General features: G+C 74.1%; 17 protein-coding genes. 3 read left to right on the top strand and 14 right to left on the bottom strand.

Annotation, left to right across the window (positions count from 1 at the left end; genetic code table 11):
- Positions 1-43 precede the first annotated feature (43 nt).
- The 8 genes from ACQPZO_RS04790 to eno all read right to left on the bottom strand — a co-directional run bounded on the left by ACQPZO_RS04790 (position 44) and on the right by eno (position 7,531).
- A complete protein-coding gene (locus ACQPZO_RS04790) occupies positions 44-985 on the bottom strand; it encodes an exopolyphosphatase (protein ID WP_433350800.1) in 942 nt (313 codons plus the stop codon).
- Positions 986-993: 8 nt separating this feature from the next.
- The gene (locus tag ACQPZO_RS04785) at positions 994-2,316 is read right to left on the bottom strand and encodes a hypothetical protein (protein WP_433347380.1); all 1,323 of its coding nucleotides are present in this window, start codon (positions 2,314-2,316) and stop codon (positions 994-996) included.
- 148 nt (positions 2,317-2,464) lie between these two features.
- Complete coding sequence (locus ACQPZO_RS04780) at positions 2,465-3,634, bottom strand: CU044_5270 family protein (protein ID WP_433347378.1); 1,170 nt, start codon at positions 3,632-3,634, stop codon at positions 2,465-2,467.
- An 11-nt stretch (positions 3,635-3,645) separates the two neighbouring features.
- Positions 3,646-4,170, bottom strand: a complete 525-nt coding sequence (locus ACQPZO_RS04775) for an RNA polymerase sigma factor (protein WP_433347376.1) — start codon at positions 4,168-4,170, stop codon at positions 3,646-3,648.
- Between the two features lie 299 nt (positions 4,171-4,469).
- On the bottom strand, positions 4,470-4,982 hold the full coding sequence (locus ACQPZO_RS04770; RefSeq protein ID WP_350880852.1) for an amino-acid N-acetyltransferase: 513 nt from the start codon (positions 4,980-4,982) through the stop codon (positions 4,470-4,472).
- Positions 4,983-4,984: 2 nt separating this feature from the next.
- Positions 4,985-5,542, bottom strand: a complete 558-nt coding sequence (locus ACQPZO_RS04765) for a DUF501 domain-containing protein (RefSeq protein WP_433347374.1) — start codon at positions 5,540-5,542, stop codon at positions 4,985-4,987.
- A 38-nt stretch (positions 5,543-5,580) separates the two neighbouring features.
- Positions 5,581-6,213, bottom strand: coding sequence for an FtsB family cell division protein (locus tag ACQPZO_RS04760; protein WP_433350798.1), 633 nt, complete (start codon positions 6,211-6,213; stop codon positions 5,581-5,583).
- Positions 6,214-6,247: 34 nt separating this feature from the next.
- Positions 6,248-7,531: a phosphopyruvate hydratase gene (gene eno / locus ACQPZO_RS04755; protein WP_433347372.1), complete on the bottom strand. Its 1,284-nt coding sequence runs from the start codon at positions 7,529-7,531 to the stop codon at positions 6,248-6,250.
- Positions 7,532-7,745: 214 nt separating this feature from the next.
- Between eno and ACQPZO_RS04750 the strand changes: the two genes are divergently transcribed.
- The 3 genes from ACQPZO_RS04750 (at position 7,746) to ACQPZO_RS04740 (ending at position 10,956) form a co-directional block, all read left to right on the top strand.
- A complete protein-coding gene (locus tag ACQPZO_RS04750; RefSeq protein ID WP_433347370.1) occupies positions 7,746-8,438 on the top strand; it encodes a hypothetical protein in 693 nt (230 codons plus the stop codon).
- Between the two features lie 32 nt (positions 8,439-8,470).
- The gene (locus ACQPZO_RS04745; protein WP_433347368.1) at positions 8,471-9,283 is read left to right on the top strand and encodes an NAD(+) diphosphatase; all 813 of its coding nucleotides are present in this window, start codon (positions 8,471-8,473) and stop codon (positions 9,281-9,283) included.
- A gap of 212 nt (positions 9,284-9,495) precedes the next feature.
- Positions 9,496-10,956 (top strand): multicopper oxidase family protein, encoded by a 1,461-nt coding sequence (locus tag ACQPZO_RS04740; protein ID WP_433347366.1) that lies wholly within the window; start codon positions 9,496-9,498, stop codon positions 10,954-10,956.
- Positions 10,957-11,011: 55 nt separating this feature from the next.
- Here ACQPZO_RS04740 and ACQPZO_RS04735 read toward each other — a convergent pair whose 3' ends face one another.
- From ACQPZO_RS04735 to mfd, 6 genes are all read right to left on the bottom strand, one after another.
- Positions 11,012-12,631 carry a DUF885 domain-containing protein gene (locus ACQPZO_RS04735; RefSeq protein ID WP_433347364.1) on the bottom strand — a complete coding sequence of 540 codons (1,620 nt, stop codon included), beginning with the start codon at positions 12,629-12,631 and terminating at the stop codon, positions 11,012-11,014.
- 39 nt (positions 12,632-12,670) lie between these two features.
- Positions 12,671-13,678: a CU044_5270 family protein gene (locus ACQPZO_RS04730; protein ID WP_433347362.1), complete on the bottom strand. Its 1,008-nt coding sequence runs from the start codon at positions 13,676-13,678 to the stop codon at positions 12,671-12,673.
- The gene (locus tag ACQPZO_RS04725; protein WP_433347360.1) at positions 13,675-14,328 is read right to left on the bottom strand and encodes an RNA polymerase sigma factor; all 654 of its coding nucleotides are present in this window, start codon (positions 14,326-14,328) and stop codon (positions 13,675-13,677) included. Before ACQPZO_RS04725 ends, ACQPZO_RS04730 begins: the two co-directional genes overlap by 4 nt.
- Before the next feature lie 57 nt (positions 14,329-14,385).
- Entirely contained in the window at positions 14,386-15,369 is a 984-nt protein-coding gene (locus tag ACQPZO_RS04720) for a nucleoside triphosphate pyrophosphohydrolase (RefSeq protein ID WP_433347358.1), read from the bottom strand.
- Positions 15,366-16,169, bottom strand: a complete 804-nt coding sequence (locus ACQPZO_RS04715; RefSeq protein ID WP_433347356.1) for a hypothetical protein — start codon at positions 16,167-16,169, stop codon at positions 15,366-15,368. The genes ACQPZO_RS04720 and ACQPZO_RS04715 overlap by 4 nt, the downstream gene beginning before the upstream one ends.
- 193 nt (positions 16,170-16,362) lie before the next feature.
- The gene (mfd, locus tag ACQPZO_RS04710; protein ID WP_433347354.1) at positions 16,363-20,106 is read right to left on the bottom strand and encodes a transcription-repair coupling factor; all 3,744 of its coding nucleotides are present in this window, start codon (positions 20,104-20,106) and stop codon (positions 16,363-16,365) included.
- Positions 20,107-20,272 lie beyond the last annotated feature (166 nt).

Genomic DNA, 20,272 nt, shown 5'->3' with positions numbered 1-20,272 from the left:
CCGCCGGACGTCGGGCCGGAGAAGCGGCGATGCCAGGGATCGGCTAGCCGACGGTGGGCAGCAGGCTCCAGGCGATGCCATCGAGGATGTCGTGCTCGGAGGCGACCACCGAGGACATCCCGGCGCGCTCCATGATCACCTGGAGGACCAGCGCGCCAGCGCCGATCACGTCGGCCCGCCCCGGGTGCATCACCGGGTCGGCGAGCCGCTGCTCGCGGGTCTTGCCGAGCAGGTCGGCGGTCACCCGCGCCACCGCGTCGTACGAGACCCGGGCGTGGTGGATGCGCTCCGGGTCGTACTCGGTCAGGCCCTGGGCGAGGGCCACGACGGTGGTGACCGAGCCGGCGAGCCCGACCAGGGTGGCGGCCTGCCGCCCCGGCACCGCCTCCAGCGCGCGATCCACGGCGGCCGTGATGTCGGCCTGCGCGGCGGCGACCTCGTCCGCGCCGGGCGGGTCGCCGGGCAGGTGCCGCTCGGTCATCCGGACGCAGCCGATGTCCACCGAGATCGCCGCCTCGACGCCGCCGGAACGGGTGCCGACCACGAACTCGGTGGAGCCGCCGCCGATGTCGACGACCAGGTACGGCGGCCGGGCGTCGGCGGGCAGGCCGCGCACCGCCCCGGTGAACGAGAGCCGGGCCTCCTCGTCGCCGGTGACCACCTCGGGGGCGACGCCGAGGGTCTGCTCCACCATGGCCCGGAAGTCCCCGGCGTTGGAGGCGTCCCGGGACGCCGAGGTGGCGCACATCCGGACCCGCTCCGCGCCCAGCTTCTCGATCTCGGCGGCGTACGAGGCCAGGGCCACCCGGGTCCGCTCGATCGCCTCCGGCGCGAGCCGGCCGGTCTTGTCGACGCCCTGGCCCAGCCGGACGATCTCCATCCGGCGGCTGAGGTCGACCAGCGGCGCCTCCGGCCCGGCGGACAGCTCGGGCAGGTCGGCGACCAGCAGTCGGATCGAGTTGGTCCCGCAGTCGATGGCCGCCACACGCGTCGTCACGGCAGCAACCCTACGGCAGTCGCACCGGCCCGGCCGGTCGAGCCACCTCGCCCCGGCGCCGGACCGCCCACCCGGGCGACGCGTCGCGTCGAGGTCGCGCGGCGAACCACGTCCGGGAGCCAGCCGAGCAGGGCGACGAGCAGCAGTGTCGACAGCAGCGGCAGCCGCCACCACCAGCGCACCGTGGCCGGGGGCGGTTCGGACGGGGCGGCCACCCACGGGCGGGCGGTCTTCGACCAGGCCAGGAAGGCGTCCCCGACCGGCAGCACCCCGAGGGCGTACCGCTTGGTCCGCGGGGTGTCCAGCGGCAGGCCGGCGAACTCACCGTAGGTCGCGAGAGCCCCGGCCAGCGCGTCGTCCCCCTGCACCTGGGCCGCGCCCAGGGTGACCACGGTGGCGGAGAGGCTCACGCCGAGCAGCAGCGGGCCGGAGTCGACGTCGGCCGACCCGTGCAGCCCCCGTGGGTACTCACGCACCGCCGGGCCCAGGCCGAGGGGCGAGACCACGAAGAGGTCCCGGAACCGTAGGTACTGGTCGCGGGCGAAGGCGGGATCGATCTCGCCCAGAAAGCGCTGGACGACGCTCTGCGACGTACCCCGGGCCACCTCCACCGGGGCCCCCGTGGCCACCTCGACCCGGTGCGGCAGCAGGCCGGTCTCGGGGTCCAACCGCTGCCGTACGCCGTCCAACCACCGCCGCACCGTCCCCTCGAAGCGGGCCGGGAGCAGCGTGTCGTGCAGCCGCAGCGAGGCCACGGCGACGGTGGAGTCCACCGGCCATGCCTGTCCCGGGTACGCCGCCAGGTAGGGCGAGGCGGACGCGTCGAAGGCCGCACCGAGGGCCGCGGCGGCGTCGGCGAACCGCCGCACCTCGGCCGGATCCCGCCGGTCCACCGGTTGCAGGGCGAGCACGCCGCCGCGCAGCCAGTTCGTCCAGCCCTGGTAGAAGACCCCGTACGCCGGGGTCAGATCGGGGCTGAACGGTTCCCGCCCGGACGGGGACTCCAGTCGGGCCAGCGCCCACCGGGACTCGCGCAGCGCCGTCGCCCGCTCCCCCTCCGGAGACCGCAGGCCCTGCTCCACCCGGGCGAGCCCGTACAGGACATGGGCGAAGAACCAGCCCTCCGGGAACATCTTCTGTGCGTCGACGCCCGCGCCGTCGTCCAGCGCCGACCGGAGGAACGTCAACTGCCGGGCCACCCCCGGTGGCTGCTCGTCCGGGCCGGCGGTCGCGGGCACGAGCAGGCGTACCCCACCGAGCAAGGCGGCGGCGCTCAGCAGCGCCGCGAGCACTCGGAACGTCGGACGCAGGATCCTCATCCGGGCAGCATGCCGGGTCTGATCAAGCCCGTCGATCCGGGACCCGGTGCAGGCGGTCGACGAAGCGGATCCGGCACAGGTCCGCCTGAGCTGAGCGGCGACGGCCGGCCGCCTGGGGCAGCCGGCCGTCGACGTGCGTCAGACGTGGCTACTCCTGCGGCAGGGTCGGCGCCTGCGGCGCCGCGTCGGACCACTGCGCGGTCAGCACCAGGGTGCTGTGCTCCTTGCCGCCGGACGGCGCGCCCTTCGAAGGCGAGACGATCTTGCTGGCGAGTAGGCGGTGGGTCGACGTGTCGACGATCAGCCACTCAATCACGGAGCCGCTGCGGAACTCCACGCCCTGCCCGGAACGTCCTCGCTCGTCCTGGACGGTGCCGAGGCTGCGCACGCCGGAGATGTCGGCGAGGATCCGGAAGGCCGCGGCTCGTACCTTCGGCGGGGCCGGCGTGTCGAGCAGCAGCCGGCTCAGGAATCCGAAGAGCAGGCTGTTGCTTTCGGCGCTGCCGGCAGCGAACCCCATGTCCTCGGCCGTCCGGATCCGGTCGGTCACCCACGCGCGCAGCGCGCCCGGCTCATCCGGCAGTTGCCGGATCCGCTCCAGCGTGAGCGCCCCGATGTCCTCCAGGTAGCGGGGTGCCTCACGATCCCGGTCGAGGCTGCCCTTGCCCGGCCGGGTCGACAGGACCAGCTTCGTGGGGCCGTCGACGTCGACCTTCCACTTGGTCGGGGAACCGGCCGCGCGCCAGGCCCGCTCGTCGTCCGCGCCGCGCGGCCGTGCCCCGAGATCCCGGTAGCCGCTCCAACTGGCCCCCCGCGGGTCACCGGCGTCCCAGCTCTCGTTGATGCTGCTCCGGAGCAGCGAGTACCTGCCTGCACCGGTGCCCACCGGCACCGGCCCGGACACGTCGATCGTCTTGACGTGCCAGTACCTGCCGGTCTCGGCGGGTGCCTGCTCCGCCCTGTTGGCCGCGGCCAACAGGATGTTCCGGGCCGTCAACGACGTCGCGCCGCTGGTGCTGTCCACCGCTCCCGGCTGCCCGCCGGCCAGCGGCGGGACGTCCCTCGGCGCGTCCTGCGGCGCCGCGACGATCGACACCGCCAGTACCCCGGCCGCGGCGGCCCCGGCCAGCCCGGTACCGAGGAAGGACCAGCGCAGCGCCGGTCGCGACGCCCTGGCCCGGCCGGCCACGGTACGGCCCGCCGGGTCCCCGGTCGAGGCCCCCGTGACGATCCCGTCCAACGCCCGCCGTCCCGCGTCGCTGCGCGCCCACCCGGTCGAATCCGGCCGCCCGCGACGCACCACGTCATCGATGTTCATCGTGTTCCCCTTCACACTGTCACTGGATTGCCGACGGCCGACGAGGCCTGATATTCGTTCTTGACCACCTGCTCGTACGCGGTGCGGAACCGGCTGCGGGCCCGGTGCAGCCGGACCGCGTAGGTGGGACGCGAGACACCGAGCACCCGCGCCGCCTCCGCCGGCGTCAGGTCGAACCAGGCGGCGGTGACCAGCACCTCGCGGTCCCGCATGACGAGCGCGTCCAGTGCCCGCCGCACCTGGTCTCGGAGCGCGACGTCGTCGGCGAGCCGATCCGGCCCGGCCTCCGGGACGCTCGATGCGGCCATCCGCTCGTCCAGCGCGGTGGCGGCGGCATTTTGCCGGTGGCGGGCCAGCACCAACCTGCGCGCCACCCCGAACAGCCAGGCCCGCTCCTCGCCCGCTCGGGCCTTCTCCAGTGACCGCCAGGCCACCAGGAACACCTCACCCACCACGTCCGCGGCATCCTGCCTGCCGACCCGCCAGGTCGCGTACGCATGGATGTCGTCGGCATGTCGGCGGAACAGCTCGGTCACCCGCTCTTCATGTCCTTGCATTTCACCTCCGCAGATCGCCCTGTCGCGGGTACCTGTCGGTGACGGCGCCACGGATTACAGGAACGGCGGGGAAATCTCGGAAATCACTCGCGACCCGGGCTCGCGGGCCACCGTCGAACTCGACGGGGCCTCCGCGACCTGGCTGCGGCGGCTCGGCCGCACACTGAAGTCCGGCGCCCGAGCGAATCTCGTGGCAACCGAGCTGACCTGAGACCTCTTCACCGACCATCCGCGCCGGAACTGATCGGCGGGCACCGGGCCGGGAATCGTGGCGCCGGTCAGAGGCGCAGCAGCATCCGGGTGTTGCCGAGGGTGTTGGGCTTGACCCGTTCCAGGTCCAGGAACTCCGCGACGCCCTCGTCGTACGAGCGCAGCAGCTGCTCGTAGACCGGCTGCGGCACCGGCGCGCCGTCGATCTCGGCGAAGCCGAACGAAGCGAAGAACCGGGTCTCGAAGGTGAGCACGAAGATCCGGGCCACCCCGATCTCCCGGGCCGCGTCGATCAGCTCGCCGACGATCCGGTGGCCGAGCCGCCGGCCCCGGTACGCCGGGTCCACGGCGACCGTGCGGATCTCCGCCAGGTCCTCCCACATCACGTGCAGCGCACCGCAGCCGACCACCGCGCCGTCGCCGTCGGCCACCACCCGGAACTCCTGCACGTCCTCGTACAGGGTGACGGTGGCCTTGCTGAGCAGCCGCCGGCCGTCGGTGTAGGTGTCCACCAGCCGCCGGATGCCCCGCACGTCGGAGGTGCGGGCGCGGCGCACCACGAGTTCGTCGGACGCCGGCATGGTCACTCGTCCGCCGGCACGTCCACGCAGGGGCCGGCGGCCCACCACTGCTCCACCAGCGCCAACGTCTCGTCGCCGAGCGGGTTGACCCCCGGGCCCGCGCCGAGGGCGTGGCCGAGGTGCACGTGCAGGCACTTCACCCGGCCGGGCATGCCGCCGGCCGAGATGCCGGCGATCTCCGGCACCTCGCCGATCGCGGCCCGGCGGGCCAGGTAGTCCTCGTGCGCCGCCCGATACCGGGCGGCCAGCTCCGGGTCGGTGGCCAGCCGCTCGGCCATCTCCTTCATCAGCCCGGCCGACTCCAGCCGGCTGCACGCGGAGGTCGCCCGGGGGCAGGTCAGGTAGAACAGCGTCGGGAAGGGCGTCCCGTCGGTCAGGCGCGGGGTCGTCTCCACCACGTCGGGCAGGCCGCAGGGGCAGCGGTGGGCCACCGCCCGGGTGCCGCGCGGGGTGCGTCCGAGCTGGGCGGCCACCGCGGCCAGGTCGCGCTCGGTGGCCGGTTCCCGCTCCGGCGGGGGTACGGAGTCCGCCGCCGGGTGCTGCGGGGGTACGACAGTCACGGTGCCCATCTTTCGTCGGTGCTCTGGTGGTGCCGCGCTCACTGGCCGGGGCGGTCGGCGTTCGCGGCCCGCACGCTCGACCACAGGGTGTCGTACCAGGGGTCGGGGGTCTGCGGCCGGGCGGGGGCCTTCCCGCCGCTCGCGTCCCGGGCCGCGCCGGCCGGGTCGTTGAGCACGATGACCGGGACCTCGCCGGGGTAGACCATGTAGAACCGCTCCCGGGCCTGGATGCGGATGTACTCGTCGTCCTGCCACTTGGCCGCCTCGACGGAGCGCTCGGCGATCAACTGCCGCTGGGCGGCCTGGGACGCCTCCATCCGCTCGATGTCCGCCTGCTGGTCGAGGTAGACCCGGACCGGGTAGGTGTAGGCGAGGGCGAGCGCGATCAGCACCGCGAAGAGCACGGTGGCCCGCCCGGTGAAGCGCCGGGGGTGGGGCGCGGAGAGCCGCTTCACGCTGCCGCCGGCCGCCGTGCGCCGGGCTGCGGCGGGACGGTTCGCGGAGCGTACCTGGTCGGCGGCGCGGGCCGAGCCGGGCGACCGGCCGGCGGTGCGCGCCTCCGCGCGGACGCCGTCGCGGACCGAAGCCCGGGCGCGGGCCCCGCCCGGCCGGCCGGTGCTACCCGGCCGGCGGGCGGGACGCTGACCACCCGGTGTGCGGCGCTGCTGCATCGTCACACCCCTCCCCCGAGGCTCGCTGGGCGTCTCAGGCGGAACGGTAACGCGGGAACGCGCCCGCCCCGGCGTACCGCGCCGCGTCGGACAGCTCCTCCTCGATCCGCAGGAGCTGGTTGTACTTGGCCACCCGGTCGGAACGGGCCGGGGCGCCGGTCTTGATCTGGCCGCAGCCGGTGGCCACCGCCAGGTCGGCGATGGTGGTGTCCTCGGTCTCGCCGGAGCGGTGGCTCATCACGCACTTGAAGCCGGCCCGGTGGGCCAGCTCGACCGCGTCGAGGGTCTCGGTGAGCGAGCCGATCTGGTTCACCTTCACCAGCACGGCGTTGGCGGACTTCTCGGCGATGCCCCGGGCGATGCGCTGCGGGTTGGTGACGAACAGGTCGTCGCCGACGATCTGGATCCGGTCGCCGATAGCGGCGGTCAGGGTGGCCCAGCCGCTCCAGTCGTCCTCGGCGAGGGGGTCCTCGATCGAGGCGATCGGGTAGTCGGCGACGAGCTTGGCGTAGTAGTCGCTCATCTCCTCGGCGGACTTGGCCGCGCCCTCGAACGTGTACGTGCCGTTGTCGAAGAGCTCGGTGGCGGCGACGTCCATGGCGAAGACGATGTCGGTGCCCAGCCGGTACCCGGCCTTCTCGACCGCCTCGGCGATCAGGTCCAGCGCGGCGGCGTTGGTGGGCAGGTCCGGGGCGAAGCCGCCCTCGTCGCCGAGCCCGGTGGAGAGGCCCTTCTTCTTCAGCACGCTCTTGAGCGCGTGGTAGACCTCCGCGCCGGAGCGCAGCGCCTCGCGGAAGCTGGGCGCGCCGATCGGGAGGACCATGAACTCCTGGACGTCGACGTTGGAGTCGGCGTGCGCCCCACCGTTGAGGATGTTCATCATCGGCACCGGCAGCAGGTGCGCGTTCGGGCCGCCCAGGTAGCGGAAGAGGCTCAGCTCGGCGCTGCCGGCCGCCGCCTTGGCCACGGCCAGGGAGACGCCCAGGATGGCGTTCGCGCCCAGCTCGCCCTTGTTCTCGGAGCCGTCGATGTCCAGCATCTTCTGGTCGATCAGCCGCTGCTCGCTGGCCTCGTACCCGATGAGCTGATCGACGATCTTGTCCTCGATGTTCGAGACCGCCTTCTCGACGCCCTTGCCCTGGTAGCGGCCGGCGTCACCGTCGCGCAGCTCGATCGCCTCGAAGGCGCCGGTGGAGGCGCCGGACGGCACCGCGGCGCGGGCGATCGTGCCGTCGTCGAGCCCGACCTCGACCTCGACCGTCGGGTTGCCCCGCGAGTCGAGAATCTCCCGGGCGACGATTCCCTCGATGGTTGCCACTGAGTCGCTCCTCGTATGTGTGGTTCCGGTCCGGTATGGGCCGCGACGGTGCGGCTGGGGCAGTTGTTGAACGCAGCGTATCGGGCGGCGGCTCGGCGCACCGCGTCGCCCGGCGCACCGGCCCCGGGGGCGGACGTCGGACATTCCCGGATTCTCGGCCCTCAACCCGGCAACCGGTTTGCGCGACGTGGACCGGTCGACAAGGCTGGTCGCCATGCCCGCCGTCTCGACCACGCTCCGCGCGCTCACCCTGTCGGTCATCGCGTCACTCTCCGTGACCGGCTGTCAGGCCCTGGACGACGCCGGCCGGGCGTTCGGGCGATCGGACCTGGTCAACGACATCGCCGCCCGGCTGGACCGGGCGCTGGAGCTGACCTACGCGGCCGACTACCAGATCTCCGGCGGCCAGGCCGCCTCCATCGTCCAGACCCAGGACCCGGCCCGCTCGGTGTACGCCTGGCCGGGCGGGAGGCTGACCGTCACCGCCGAGGCCACCACCCGGTGCGATTCCGGCACCGGCCGGACCGTGTGCACCCTGCTCGCCCCGCCCGTGACCACCGCGAAGCCCTCGGTGGCCCTGTTCACCGAGGCCGAGCAGCGCGGCCTGGTAACCCCGCCGGTGGTGGTGGGGCTGCTCGCCGAGGCCGCGCTCGACCCGGAGGCGGTCGTCGCCCAGAGCGGCACCACCCTCGCCGGGCACCACGCCACCTGCGTCAACGTGCGGCGGTCGGCCGGCGACTTCACCGCCTGCGTGACCACGGAGGGCGTGCTCGGCAGCTTCACCGGCAACCTCGACGGCCGGCCGACGGAGCTGGCCCTGACCCGCTACAGCGACACGGTCGACGGGGCGAGCTTCGAACTGCCGGCCGGGGCCGTCGTCGTCGACCACCGCTCCGCCGGCTCGTGACCACCCCGCCGACGCCCCTCCGGGGCGGGTTCGTGCCGGGGGCCGACCGGGCCGGGACGCCGCAGCCCGGGGACCTCGCCCTGGCGGTCGCCGGACGGAAGCTGCTGACCGGCCCCGGCGGCCGGTTCCCCCGGGTGGCCGAGCTGCCCGCCGACAGCGCCTGGGTGCCGCTGGGCACCCTCGACGAGGTGCCCGCCTGGGGCGTCGAACTGGCCGACGAGCAGGCCCTCCCGGGCCGCTGGCACAGCTGGCGGACGCTGGCCGCCGAGTTGCCCGCCCCCCTGGCCGACCTGGCCGGCCGGGCGCTGGCCGTGCTCACCTGGCGGCGTACCCACCGGTGGTGCGGGGCGTGCCGGGCCGAACTGGCCGACGTGCCGGGCGAGCAGTCCCGGCGGTGCCCCGACTGCGACCTGTACGTGCCGATGCAGCTCTCCGCCGCCGTGCTGGTGGCGATCACCCGGCCCGGGTCCGCCGGGAGCCCCGACGAGCTGCTGCTGGTGCGGCACGCGGACGGGCCGCCGGAGCTGTGGGCGCTGGTCGCCGGGTACGTGGAAGCCGGCGAGTCGCTGGAGGCGGCGGCCCGCCGGGAGGTCGGCGAGGAGGTCGGGCTGACCCTGGGCGCAATCTCCTACTTCGGCAGCCAGCCCTGGGCGGTGTCCGGCCCGGGGGTGCTGCTGGCCGGCTTCACCGCCACCGCCGACCCGGCCGCCGAGCCGGTCGTCGACGGGAAGGAGCTGACGCAGGCCCGCTGGTTCCCGCTCGACGCGCTGCCGGCTGAGCTGCCCTCGGCGTACTCGATCTCCCGGTGGCTGGTCGACCACGTCGCCGCCCGCCCGGCGGGCTGACCGACGGCGGAGGGGTCCCCCGGCCCTGACCGGTCGGGCCCGGCGGTGGACCCCGGCGGGCATCGGGGTACCCGAATGATAGGGGTCACCCCCCGGCAGTGTTCCCGGCATCATCGGTGCCCCGGGGGCAACAGCCCGGTCAACGGGCCGTCGGCGTCGGCGCTTCCCCGGACCTCTCCCACGACGCGCACCCCTCCCACGAAAGGACCACCGTGTCCACTCGTCGTCAACTGCTGCGCCTCGGTGCGGCATCGGGCATCGTCGGCGCAACCGGTGGCCTGGTGAGCCGCGCCGGACGTGTCGGCGCGGCTCCCGCCACGGCGGCCCCCGCCACGTCGGCGGCCCCGGCCGTGACCCCGTTCACCGTTCCGCTCACCGTGCCGCAGACCCTGCGGCCGGTGCTGCGGACCGCCACCACCGACTACTACTCGGTCACCATGCACCGCCGGCGGTTGGAGATCCTGCCGGGCTCCCGCACGGAGGTGTACACGTACAACGGCGACCTGCCCGGTCCGACGATCCGTGCCACGTCGGGCCGGCGGGTGGTGGTACGGCAGCGCAACCGGCTGAACATGCCGACCGCGGTGCACCTGCACGGCGGCGCCACCGCGCCCGGTGACGACGGCTCGGGTGACGCCACGATCCCGCCCGGCGGGGAGCGGACCTACACCTACCCCAACCGGCAGCCGCACGCCACGCTGTGGATGCACGACCACACCCACCACATGGAGGCCGAACACCTCTACCGCGGCCTGTCCAGCCTCTACCTGCTGAGCGACCGCACCGAGGCGGCGCTTCCGCTGCCCCGCGGCGCGTTCGACGTTCCGCTGGTGCTGCGTGACGCGCACCTGGACGCCGACGCCCAGCTCGTCTGGACGATGGACGACGCCGACAACCGGACCACCCTCCTGGTCAACGGTCGGCCCTGGCCGCGTTTCCAGGTGCAGGCCCGCCGCTACCGCTTCCGCCTGGTCAACTCCAGCAACCTGCGGTTCTTCCTGCTGCGGCTCGCGGACGGCGGGGAGATGACCGTGATCGGCTCCGACGGTGGCCTGCTTGAGGCGCCGGTCACCACGCCGTACCTGGTGCTGTCGCCGGGCGAACGGCTGGAAGTGGTGGTCGACTTCGCGCGCTACCAGCCGGGCACGTCGGTGGTGTTGCAGAACCTGATGGGGCCCGGCCCGGCCGAGCAGGTCGGCCAGGTGATGCGCTTCGACGTCGTACGCGCCACGGCGCCGGACCGTAGCTCGGTGCCGCAGCGGCTGCGCACCCTGCCGCCACTGCCCACGCCAACCGTGCGGCGCAACATCGAGCTGCGGATGGACGAGCCCGGCACCGGGCACCAGGCGTACATCGACGGGAAGGTCTTCGACCCGGCCCGGATCGACACCACCATCGCCTGGGGCAGCACCGAGGAGTGGACGGTGACGAATGCCAACGCCCTCATGCCGCACAACTTCCACATGCACCTGGTGCAGTTCCGGGTGCTCGACCGGGGCAGCGCCCCGGCCGATCCCACCGAGGCCGGCCTGAAGGACACCGTGCTCCTCTGGCCCGGTCAGACCGTACGGCTCCAGGCCACGTTCGACACCTGGCGCGGCGTCTACCCGTACCACTGCCACATGGTCGACCACAGCGCGATGGGGATGATGGCCCAGCTCAGAATCGTCTGATCCGGCCGGCGAGGGTTCCCTTGTCGACGTCGGTCGTCGACAGGGGAACCCTCGCTCACACGCCGAGCAGGGTGCGCAGGTGGCGCGGGGGCGGGCAGTCGTGGGCGAGCATCGCGTCGTGCCACTCGCGCACCGACACCCCGTCGGGGCGCAGCGCGGCGATCTCGGCGATCTCGCTGTACCCGACGAAGTAGGTGGAGAGCTGGGTGGAGGTGAGCAGCGCCCGCCGCCACTTGCCGGCCGCCTCGCCCTCCTCCTGGAAGCCCCGGCCGGTCATCAGCGCCATCGCCTCGGACTCCGGCAGGTCGTCGCAGTGCACGAGCTGGTCGAGCAGCGCGTTGATCGTCATCCGGAGCTGCATCTTGAGCTGCTGCAACCGCACCGGCAGGCCGCCGAAGCCGAGGCCGGCCATCAGCTCCTCGGTGTAGACCGCCCAGCCCTCGATGAACGTCCCGGACTCGGCGAGCGCCCGGACCCGGGTGCGGCCGTCGTACCGGCGGGCGTGGGCGAGCTGGAGGAAGTGCCCCGGCATCGCCTCGTGCACGGTCAGGTTGCGGATCATGTGGTCGTTGTACTCCCGGTAGAACGACTCGACCCGGGCCGCCGGCCACTCCGCCGGGGTGGGCGCGATGCAGTAGAACGTCGGCACGTCCGCCGTCTCCAGCGGGCCGGGCGAGTCGCAGTACGCCACCGCCACGCCCCGGGCGAACTGGGGCATCTCCTGGATCACGCACGGGTCGTCGACCAGGGTGACCAGGTCGCGGGCGCGGACGAAGTCGGTCGCCTCGTCGAGGGTGACCGAGGCCAGGTCGACGATGGTGTGGTCGTCGGGGTGCTCGGCGGCCAGCAGGTCCAGCGCCCGGCGTACCGTCTCGTCGTCGCCCGCGCCGCCGACCAGCTCGACGGCCGCCTCGCGGATCTCGGCGGTGACCCGGTCCAGGTTGGCCCAGGCTCGGCGCTGCACCTCGGCGGCGCCCAGCTCCGTGTCGAGGGTGTGCCAGAGCCGGGCCTCCCAGCGCCGCCGGCCGAGCCGGGGGTCGCGCCCGGGGCCGGCGTCGGCCGCCAGGCCGGTGCGCAGCCAGGCCACGAACTCCTCCAGCGCCGCGATCGCCGCGGTCGCCGCCGGCTCCACCCGGTCGTGCAGCGCGGGCACCTCGGCCAGCAGCCGGGGCACCTCGTCGCGGACCAGGGCCGCCGTGCCGGTGAACTGCCCGACCGCCGTCTCGGCGTGGATCCGGGGCATGTCCCGCAGCGTCGCGCGCGCGGTCGCCAGGGCGTCCGGTACGGCCGCGAGCCGGCCGGCCAGGCTGGTCAGCCGCACCTCGGCCGGGGCGTACGGGCGGGCGAGCAGCGCGTGCAGCAGCGGACCCGGGTTGTGCAGCAGCGGGTCCCACTCGGGCGCCCGGATCTCGTCGGCCTCGAACAGCTCCCGGTCGACCAGGGCGGTGAGCAGGGCGTGGTCGACCCGCTCGTCGACGTCGAGGGCGTCCGGGTCCAGCTCGGCGAGCGCGTCGGCGGCGTCCCGGAGCATTTCCCGGTCGGTGGCGACGGCGTCGGCCGACAGGTCCGGCAGGCGGTCGTCGCACCGGTGGTCGCCGGCGGTCGAGGCGAGGCCGGGCCGGCTCTCCAGCAGGGCGTCGACGATCCGTTCGGCACGGGGTGCGAAGGATGACATGCGACGACCCTAGCGGGGAGCCGGCACCGGCGTCCGGCGTCAGGCGGGCCGGTTGCCCGCCTTGTCGACCACGGCCCGGTTCAGCACGGCGGTGGTGGCGGTGAGCATCCCGGCCTTGCCGGTCTGGTTGTCCCGGACGAGGTAGGAGCGCTCGCCGAGGTACTCGAAGCTGGTCCGGTCGAAGATCCACTCCGTGCGCGTGCCGAACTCGTCGGTGCGGCCCACGGCCACCCCGGTCCGCCCGGCGGCGTCGACGGACTCCGGCACCAGGACCGCGCCCGGGATCTTCGCCGCCGCGCGGTAGAGGGCGGCGTTGACCGCAGGCGGCAGCAGGCTCTCCCGCAATGCCTCACCGATGAAGTCGAAGGCCGCGTAGTCGCGGGGCTGGTCCTGCGGCTCCACCACTGCGTAGACGTGCCGCAGCAGCGCCTCCGGGTCGGTCGGCAGGTTGGCGTACCTGTTGTTCGGGGGGGCGCCCTGACCCTTGAACGTCTCGCCCCGCTCGCGGATGAGCGCGTCGCCGCCGGCCCGGGGCAGCCACATCTCGCGGTCGTGCACCTCGTCGAGCACCTGCCGGTTCACCCCGGCCTCCTTCGGGCCGTCGTCGCCATCCTCGGGGAAGACCAGCCAGGCGACCCTGCTGCGGACGTAGACGAAGCTGCCGTCGGCCACCGGCGCCGCCGGCTTGGCGGCGGCCACCAGGGCGATCTGCTCCATCAGCGGGGCCACCCCGGCGGCCTCGCCCTGCAGCACGGTGACGTACTGGTTCGCCGGGGTGCCCCGCTCGGGGTCCCCCCCGGGCAGCCCGATGGTGGCGACCAGCACGGCGGCCAGGGCGGTGGCGGCCACCGGTGGGGCGAGCCACGCCAGCAGACGTCGGGGCCGGGGGGACGGCCGGGCCGGGGATGCCGCCGGAGACGGGTTGATCTCGTGCATGAAGGCTTCCTTCAGGACGCGATGACGGTCGGCGGACAACTCCCGCTCCGGCGGTGGTGGCACCAACCGGGCGAGGGCGTCGCGCTCGGCAGGATCAAGCCGTGGGTTCATCGGTTCATCTCCTGGATCGACCGGGCCGCGGATGCGCGGCCACCCTGTACCTGTCCGCGAACCGGCGCGGGTTCCCGGGCCGGAGGCGGGGAAAGCGCCGGGGCCGGGGCGAGCGCCTGCTCGGCCAGGGCGCGCAGTTTCGTCCGGGCCCGGGACAGCCGGGACCGGACCGTGCCGATCGGCACCCCGAGCGCCTCGGCCGCGGTGGCGTAGTCCAGCCCCGACCAGACGCAGAGCGTGAATACCTCCCGTTCGGCCGGCCGCAGGGCGCGCAGCGCCGCCCTGGCCGCCGCCAACCGGTCGACGTCGTCCATCCGGTCGGTGACCGCTTCGGCGAAGTCCGGAACGGTGTCGGCGCGCGGGATCCGGGCCAGCGCGGCCCGGTGCCGGCGGGCCGCCCGGCTCGTGTTGCGGAGCACGTTCGTGGCGATGCCCAGCAGCCACGGGAGCACGCTGTCGCCGTCGGGCCGCAGCTTGCCGCGCAGTCGCCAGGCCTCCAGGAACGTCAGTGAGACCACGTCCTCAGCGGTGCTCCGGCAGCCCGTCGACCGGAACGCGTGCCGGTGCACGGCGCGGGCATGGTCCTCGAACAGCTGCCCGAACGCTGCTCCGTCGCCGGCGCGGAGCCGGGCGCGATATGAACTGTCCACACCCTGTCCTGTCCGCTCGCCCGCCCGGGTTCCCGCCGGGCCGGCACGAGAGTCGGATCAGTCGGTGCCGGTGGCCCGCTCGGCGGCGCGGAAGGCGTCCGCGTACGCCAGGGCGGCGCGGCGCAGCGCCGCCTCGGGGTCCAGGCCGGCCTCCCGGGCCGCCGCGACCGTGGCCAGCAGGCCGGCGCCGAGCCGCGCCTCCGGGTCGACCTGGGAGTCGGCCAGGGGCGGGGGTACGGCCAGGCCGACGCGCGCGGCTCGCTCCAGGATCTTGTTGGCCAGGGCGAGCGCGGGCAGGCTCGGCGCGATCCCGTCCAGCACCGAGTCCCGGGCCTTCTCGGCCCGCTTGATCCGCTCCCAGTTGGCGGTGATCTCGTCCAGGGTGGTGGCCCGGTCGTCGGCGAAGACGTGCGGGTTACGCCGGACCATCTTGTCCACCAGGCCGCCGGCCACGTCGTCGACGTTCCACCGCTCGCCCTCGGGCAGCTCCTCGGCCAGCCGGGCGTGCAGCAGCACCTGGAGCAGCACGTCGCCCAGCTCCTCGCGGAGCGCGTCGGTGTCGTCGGCGCCGATCGCGTCGTACGCCTCGTAGCACTCCTCGATCAGGAAGCCGGCGAGGCTGCGGTGGGTCTGCGCCCGCTTCCACGGGTCACCGCCGGGCGAGGCCAGCCGGTCCATCACCTCGACGGCGTCGAGCAGCCGGGCCCCGGGCGGGTCCCACGAGCCGTACATCAGTTCCAGCTCGGCCAGGCCCGGCTCCCGGGCCAGCCGCAGCCCGAGTTCCCGGGCCAGCGTCTCGTCGCCCACCGGGCCGGCCAGCCAGACCACCGCGCCGTGCGCCGCCGCCGCGTCCAGCAGCGCCTGCGTCGCCGGGCCGTCCGGCACGGTCACCGCGCCGCCCGCCGCCCGCACCGCGGCGGTCAGCTCGCTCTCCGCCCCGGCCAGCACCGGGTTGCCGCGTACGACGTCCCAGGCGGCGGCGGTCAGCAGGCCGACCGGGAGCCGGGGCGAGGTGACCAGCAGGACGATCCGGGCCGTCATACCCCTGGGGTCGCCGGGGCAGCCGACTCCGTGGCCGGGGCCTCGGGGGTGGAGATGTCGGTCACCGGGCCGTCCTGGTCGATGTACGGCAGCGAGTAGAAGACCAGCGACTGACCGGTGCTGACCACCGACGGCACGCCGATCGGCCGGAACCGGGGGTTGATCGAGGCGCCGGCCTTCTCCGCCTCCTCCTGGAGGGCCGAGCTGAGCGCGGTGGCACCGCGCACGAAGCCGCCCCCGCCGCCCTCGCCGGTCTCGCCGAACGCCTGCCGGACCTCGGCGACGCTCAGCCCGGACTTGATCGCCCCGGTCTTCTCGATGGCGCCATAGACAGCCATGATCGATTTGTCGCTCACCTCGACCGGGGGCAGCTTCGCGCCCAGCACGGCGGAGATGTCCACCCACTCGCCCCACAGCTTCGCGTACTCGGCGGCGGCCGGGATCCGGAGCTGCTGCTCCAACTGCTCCGGCTTGACCTCGTCGGGCACCTGGAGGCCCTGCGCGGCAACCACCCGCTTGCCCAGATCGATGCTGACCAGCAGGTTCAGCACGTCCTGCCGGGTCACCGAGGTGCGCAGCTGCTCCGGCGCCGGGGTGGCCCCGGTCTGCCCGGCCTCGGCGCTCACGGCGGCGGCGTACATCGTCTGGGCGTTGTCGTAGATCTCGTCCACCCGGTCGACGGAGTACCTCGTGTCGCCGACGTACGCGGCGACGTCCGGCGCGGACTTCCCGCACGCACCGAGGGAGAGGGCACCGAGGGCCGCGACGCTGGCGGCGGCGATGAGACGGCGAGCACGCATGTCGGTCACTCTCTCATGCGTGCCCACCGGCCATGACGCCGCCCACCGCCCGGGCGCCGGTCAGCGCACGCGCCGGGCCGCGCCGCCACGCCCCCGGCCCGCCGCGCCCCCGATCCAGCCCGTCGCGCCCCCGGCCCGGCCCGCCGCGTCTCGGCCCGTCGCGGCCCCGGCCCGGCCCGGCCCGCGAGCTGGCTCACCGGGCGCCGGTCCCGGCCGGTCGGGCCGCAGTGGCCGGATCGCCGAGCACGTCGGAGAGGAGCTGCGCACACCACTGAAGCAGCACCTGATCGCGCAGCGGCTCGCCACCCATCCGGCGGGTGCTCGGCCGGGGCACGCTGACCTGGTCGTTTGCGGACTTGTAGACCGAGTCGGGGTGGTACCGCTTGAGCCGGAGCTGCTTCGAATCGGGCAGCGGAAGCGGGCCGAACCGAAGGTGCTTGCCCTGCATCGAGACGTCGGTGAGGCCGTACCGGCGGGCCAGCAGCCGGAACCGGGCCACCGCGACCAGGTTCTGCACCGGGGCGGGCGGCTCGCCGTACCGGTCGGTCATCTCGGCGACCACCTCGCGCAGCCGCTCGTCGTCGCGGGCCTCGGCCAGCTTGCGGTACATCTCCAGGCGCAGCCGCTCCACCGAGACGTAGTCGTGCGGCAGGTGCGCGTCGACCGGGAGATCGATCTTGACGTCGGCCTCCTCCTCGGGGCGCTCGCCCTTGAACGTCTGCACCGCCTCGCCGACCATCCGGACGTACAGGTCGAAGCCGACGCCCTCGATGTGACCGGACTGCTCGCCGCCGAGCAGGTTGCCCGCGCCCCGGATCTCCAGGTCCTTCATCGCCACGTACATGCCGGCGCCCAGCTCGGTGTGCTGGGCGATGGTGGCCAGCCGCTCGTGGGCGTGCTCGGTGAGCGGCTTCTCCGGCGGGTAGAGGAAGTACGCGTACGCCCGCTCCCGGCCCCGGCCGACCCGGCCCCGGATCTGGTGCAGCTGGGACAGGCCGAGCAGGTCGGACCGCTCCACGATCAGGGTGTTGGCGTTCGGGATGTCGATGCCCGACTCCACGATCGTGGTGCAGACCAGGACGTCGAACTCCTTCTCCCAGAAGCCCACCATGACCTTCTCCAGGGCCTCCTCGCCCATCTGGCCGTGCGCCACCGCGACCCGGGCCTCAGGCACCAACTCGCGGAGCCTCCGCGCCGCCCTGTCGATCGACTCGACCCGGTTGTGCAGGTAGAACACCTGGCCGTCGCGGAGCAACTCGCGGTGGATGGACGCGGCCACCTGCCGCTCGTCGTACGCCCCGACGAAGGTCAGCACCGGATGCCGCTCCTCCGGCGGGGTGGCGATGGTCGACATCTCCCGGATGCCGGTGATCGCCATTTCCAACGTCCGCGGGATCGGGGTGGCCGACATGCTCAGCACGTCGACCGAGGCGCGCAGCGTCTTCAGGTGCTCCTTGTGCTCGACGCCGAAGCGCTGCTCCTCGTCGACGACCACCATGCCGAGGGACTTGAACCGGGTGGCGGTCTGGAGCAGCCGGTGGGTGCCGATCACGATGTCGACGGTGCCGTCGGCGACCATCTCCAGGGTCCGCTCGGACTCCTTCGGCGTCTGGAAGCGCGACAGCTGCCGAATCTGGATCGGGAACTGGCTCATCCGCTCGGCGAACGTGTTGTAGTGCTGCTGCACCAGCAGGGTGGTCGGCACGAGCACCGCCACCTGCTTGCCGTCCTGGACCGCCTTGAACGCCGCCCGTACCGCGATCTCGGTCTTGCCGTACCCGACGTCGCCGCAGATCAGCCGGTCCATCGGGACGGTCTGCTCCATGTCCCGCTTGACCTCCTCGATGGCGGCCAACTGGTCGGGCGTCTCCTGCCAGGGGAAGGCGTCCTCCAGCTCCCGCTGCCACGGCGTGTCGGGCCCGAACGCGTGCCCCTTGGACGCCTTCCGCGCGGCGTAGAGCTGGATGAGCTGGGCGGCGATCTCCTTGACCGCCTTGCGGGCCCGGGCCTTGGACTTCTGCCAGTCCGAGCCGCCCATCTTGTGCAGGGTGGGCTGCTCACCGCCGACGTACCGGGAGAGCTGGTCGAGCTGGTCGGTGGGGACGAACAGCCGGTCGCCGGGCTGGCCGCGCTTGCTCGCGGCGTACTCGATGACCAGGTACTCCCGGGACGCGCCGTTGACGGTGCGCTGCACCAGCTCGACGTACCGGCCGATGCCGTGCTGCTCGTGCACCACGTGGTCGCCGGCCTTCAGCTCCAATGGGTCGATGGTGTTGCGCCGCCGGCTCGGCATCTTGCGCATGTCCCGGGTCGAGCTGCCCCGGCCGCCGGTGACGTCGTTGCCGGTGAGCAGCACGAACCGGGACGCCTCGTCCACGAATCCGCTGGTCAGGCCGCCACAGGTGACCAGCACGCCGCCGGGCTCGGGCGCGTGCGGGACCTCCTCGGCGAACCGCGCGCCGAGGCCGGCGTCGCCCAGCACCTCGACGGCCCGCTGGGCAGGGCCGTGGCCCTCGAAGACCAGCGCGACCGACCAGCCCTCCCCGGCCCAGCGCTTGAGGTCGTCGACGAGGCGGGGGGTCTCGCCGTGGTACATCGGGGCCGGCTGGGCGGCCAGGGTCACCGCGATCGCGTCGTCGGGCGTGACGTCGACCTCGGTCGGCCCGTCCTCCCAGGGCTGCGGAGCCGGGGCGGTGGCGCCCGCCTCCACCAGGCCGAACGGGGCGAGCGTCCACCAGGGCCGGCGCAGGGCGCGGGCGTGCGCCCGTACGTCGGCCAGGGTCTTGAAGGCGGCGGCCCCGAGGTCCACCGGGGCCTGGCCCCCGACGGCGGCGGCGGCCCAGCTCGCCTGGAGGAACTCGTCGGAGGTACGGACCAGGTCGTGCGCCCGGGTGCGGATGCGCTCGGGGTCGCAGAGCAGCACGTGGGTGCCGGCCGGCATGCAGTCCAGCAGCAGCTCCAGCGAGTCCGCACCGACCAGCGCGGGGGCCAGCGACTCCATCCCCTCGACCGGGATGCCCTCGGCGAGCTTGTCCAGGATCTCGGCCAACTCCGGGTGCTCGGCGGCGAGCGCGGCGGCCCGCTTACGCACGGCCGGGGTGAGCAGCAACTCCCGACACGGCGGCGCCCAGAGCAGCGGTACGGCCTCGATGGTCCGCTGGTCGGCGACGGCGAAGGTGCGGATCTCCTCCACCTCGTCGCCCCAGAACTCGACCCGGGACGGGTGCTCGTCGGTGGGCGGGAAGACGTCGAGGATCCCGCCGCGCACCGCGAACTCACCGCGCTTGGTGACCAGGTCCACCCGGGCGTACGCCATGTCGGTGAGCCGGCGGGCGACGTCCTCCAGATCCGCCTCGTCGCCGACCGCGAGCTGTACGGGCTCAAGGTCGCCGAGGCCCTTGAGCTGCGGCTGGAGCAGCGAGCGGACCGGCGCGACGACCACCCGCAGCGGACCGGTGCGCCCATGCGCGTCGGCGGCGTCGGGGTGGGCGAGCCGACGCAGCACCGCCAGCCGCCGGCCGACGGTGTCGGAGCGGGGCGAGAGTCGCTCGTGCGGCAGCGTCTCCCAGGACGGGAAGACGGCGACCTGCTCGACCGGGAGCAGGCTGCCCAGCGCCGAGGCCAGGTCGTCGGCCTCCCGGCTGGTGGCGGTCACGGCCAGCACGGGCCGCCCCGCGCCCCCGGCGGGCCCTCCCTCGGGCCCCGCACCCGTGGCCGGTCTCCCGTCGGCTCCGGCGGGTCCGGCGGCTCCGGCAGGTCCGGCAGGTCCGGCGGGTCGGGCCGGGTCGGCGGCGACGGCGGCGACGGCGAACGGGCGCAGTGCCGCCGGGGCGGTCAGGTCCAGCCCGTCGACCTGCGCGGCACCGGAGCGCGCCAGGTCACGCGCCCGGGCCAGCCCGGGATCGGCCAGGGCGGCGGCGAAGAGTCCGGTGAGCAATCTGATCACTTCCCAGCGACGCGGTCGTGGCACACGACAGTTCCCCCCACGCCCGGCCCGGACGGGGGGTTGACAACACCCCACCCTATCCCCGTCACCCCACCCCCACCCCTCTCCCGCCCCCGTGGGCGCGGGGCGGGCGGGCGGGCGGCGGGGCGGGCGGGGC

This window comes from Micromonospora sp. CA-111912 (assembly GCF_050948415.1).
Classification (GTDB): domain Bacteria; phylum Actinomycetota; class Actinomycetes; order Mycobacteriales; family Micromonosporaceae; genus Micromonospora.
Note: the sequence above shows the minus strand (reverse complement) of the source record. Positions and strands in the feature narration are given on the sequence as shown.

Excerpts from the sequence above, each read along its gene's own strand:
- ACQPZO_RS04785 (WP_433347380.1), bottom strand. The coding sequence starts at position 2,316 with ATGAGGATCCTGCGTCCGACGTTCCGAGTGCTCGCGGCGCTGCTGAGC.
- ACQPZO_RS04780 (WP_433347378.1), bottom strand. The coding sequence starts at position 3,634 with ATGAACATCGATGACGTGGTGCGTCGCGGGCGGCCGGATTCGACCGGG.
- ACQPZO_RS04770 (WP_350880852.1), bottom strand. The coding sequence starts at position 4,982 with ATGCCGGCGTCCGACGAACTCGTGGTGCGCCGCGCCCGCACCTCCGAC.
- ACQPZO_RS04760 (WP_433350798.1), bottom strand. The coding sequence starts at position 6,213 with ATGCAGCAGCGCCGCACACCGGGTGGTCAGCGTCCCGCCCGCCGGCCG.
- ACQPZO_RS04750 (WP_433347370.1), top strand. The coding sequence starts at position 7,746 with ATGCCCGCCGTCTCGACCACGCTCCGCGCGCTCACCCTGTCGGTCATC.
- ACQPZO_RS04735 (WP_433347364.1), bottom strand. The coding sequence starts at position 12,631 with ATGTCATCCTTCGCACCCCGTGCCGAACGGATCGTCGACGCCCTGCTG.
- ACQPZO_RS04730 (WP_433347362.1), bottom strand. The coding sequence starts at position 13,678 with ATGAACCCACGGCTTGATCCTGCCGAGCGCGACGCCCTCGCCCGGTTG.
- ACQPZO_RS04720 (WP_433347358.1), bottom strand. The coding sequence starts at position 15,369 with ATGACGGCCCGGATCGTCCTGCTGGTCACCTCGCCCCGGCTCCCGGTC.
- ACQPZO_RS04715 (WP_433347356.1), bottom strand. The coding sequence starts at position 16,169 with ATGCGTGCTCGCCGTCTCATCGCCGCCGCCAGCGTCGCGGCCCTCGGT.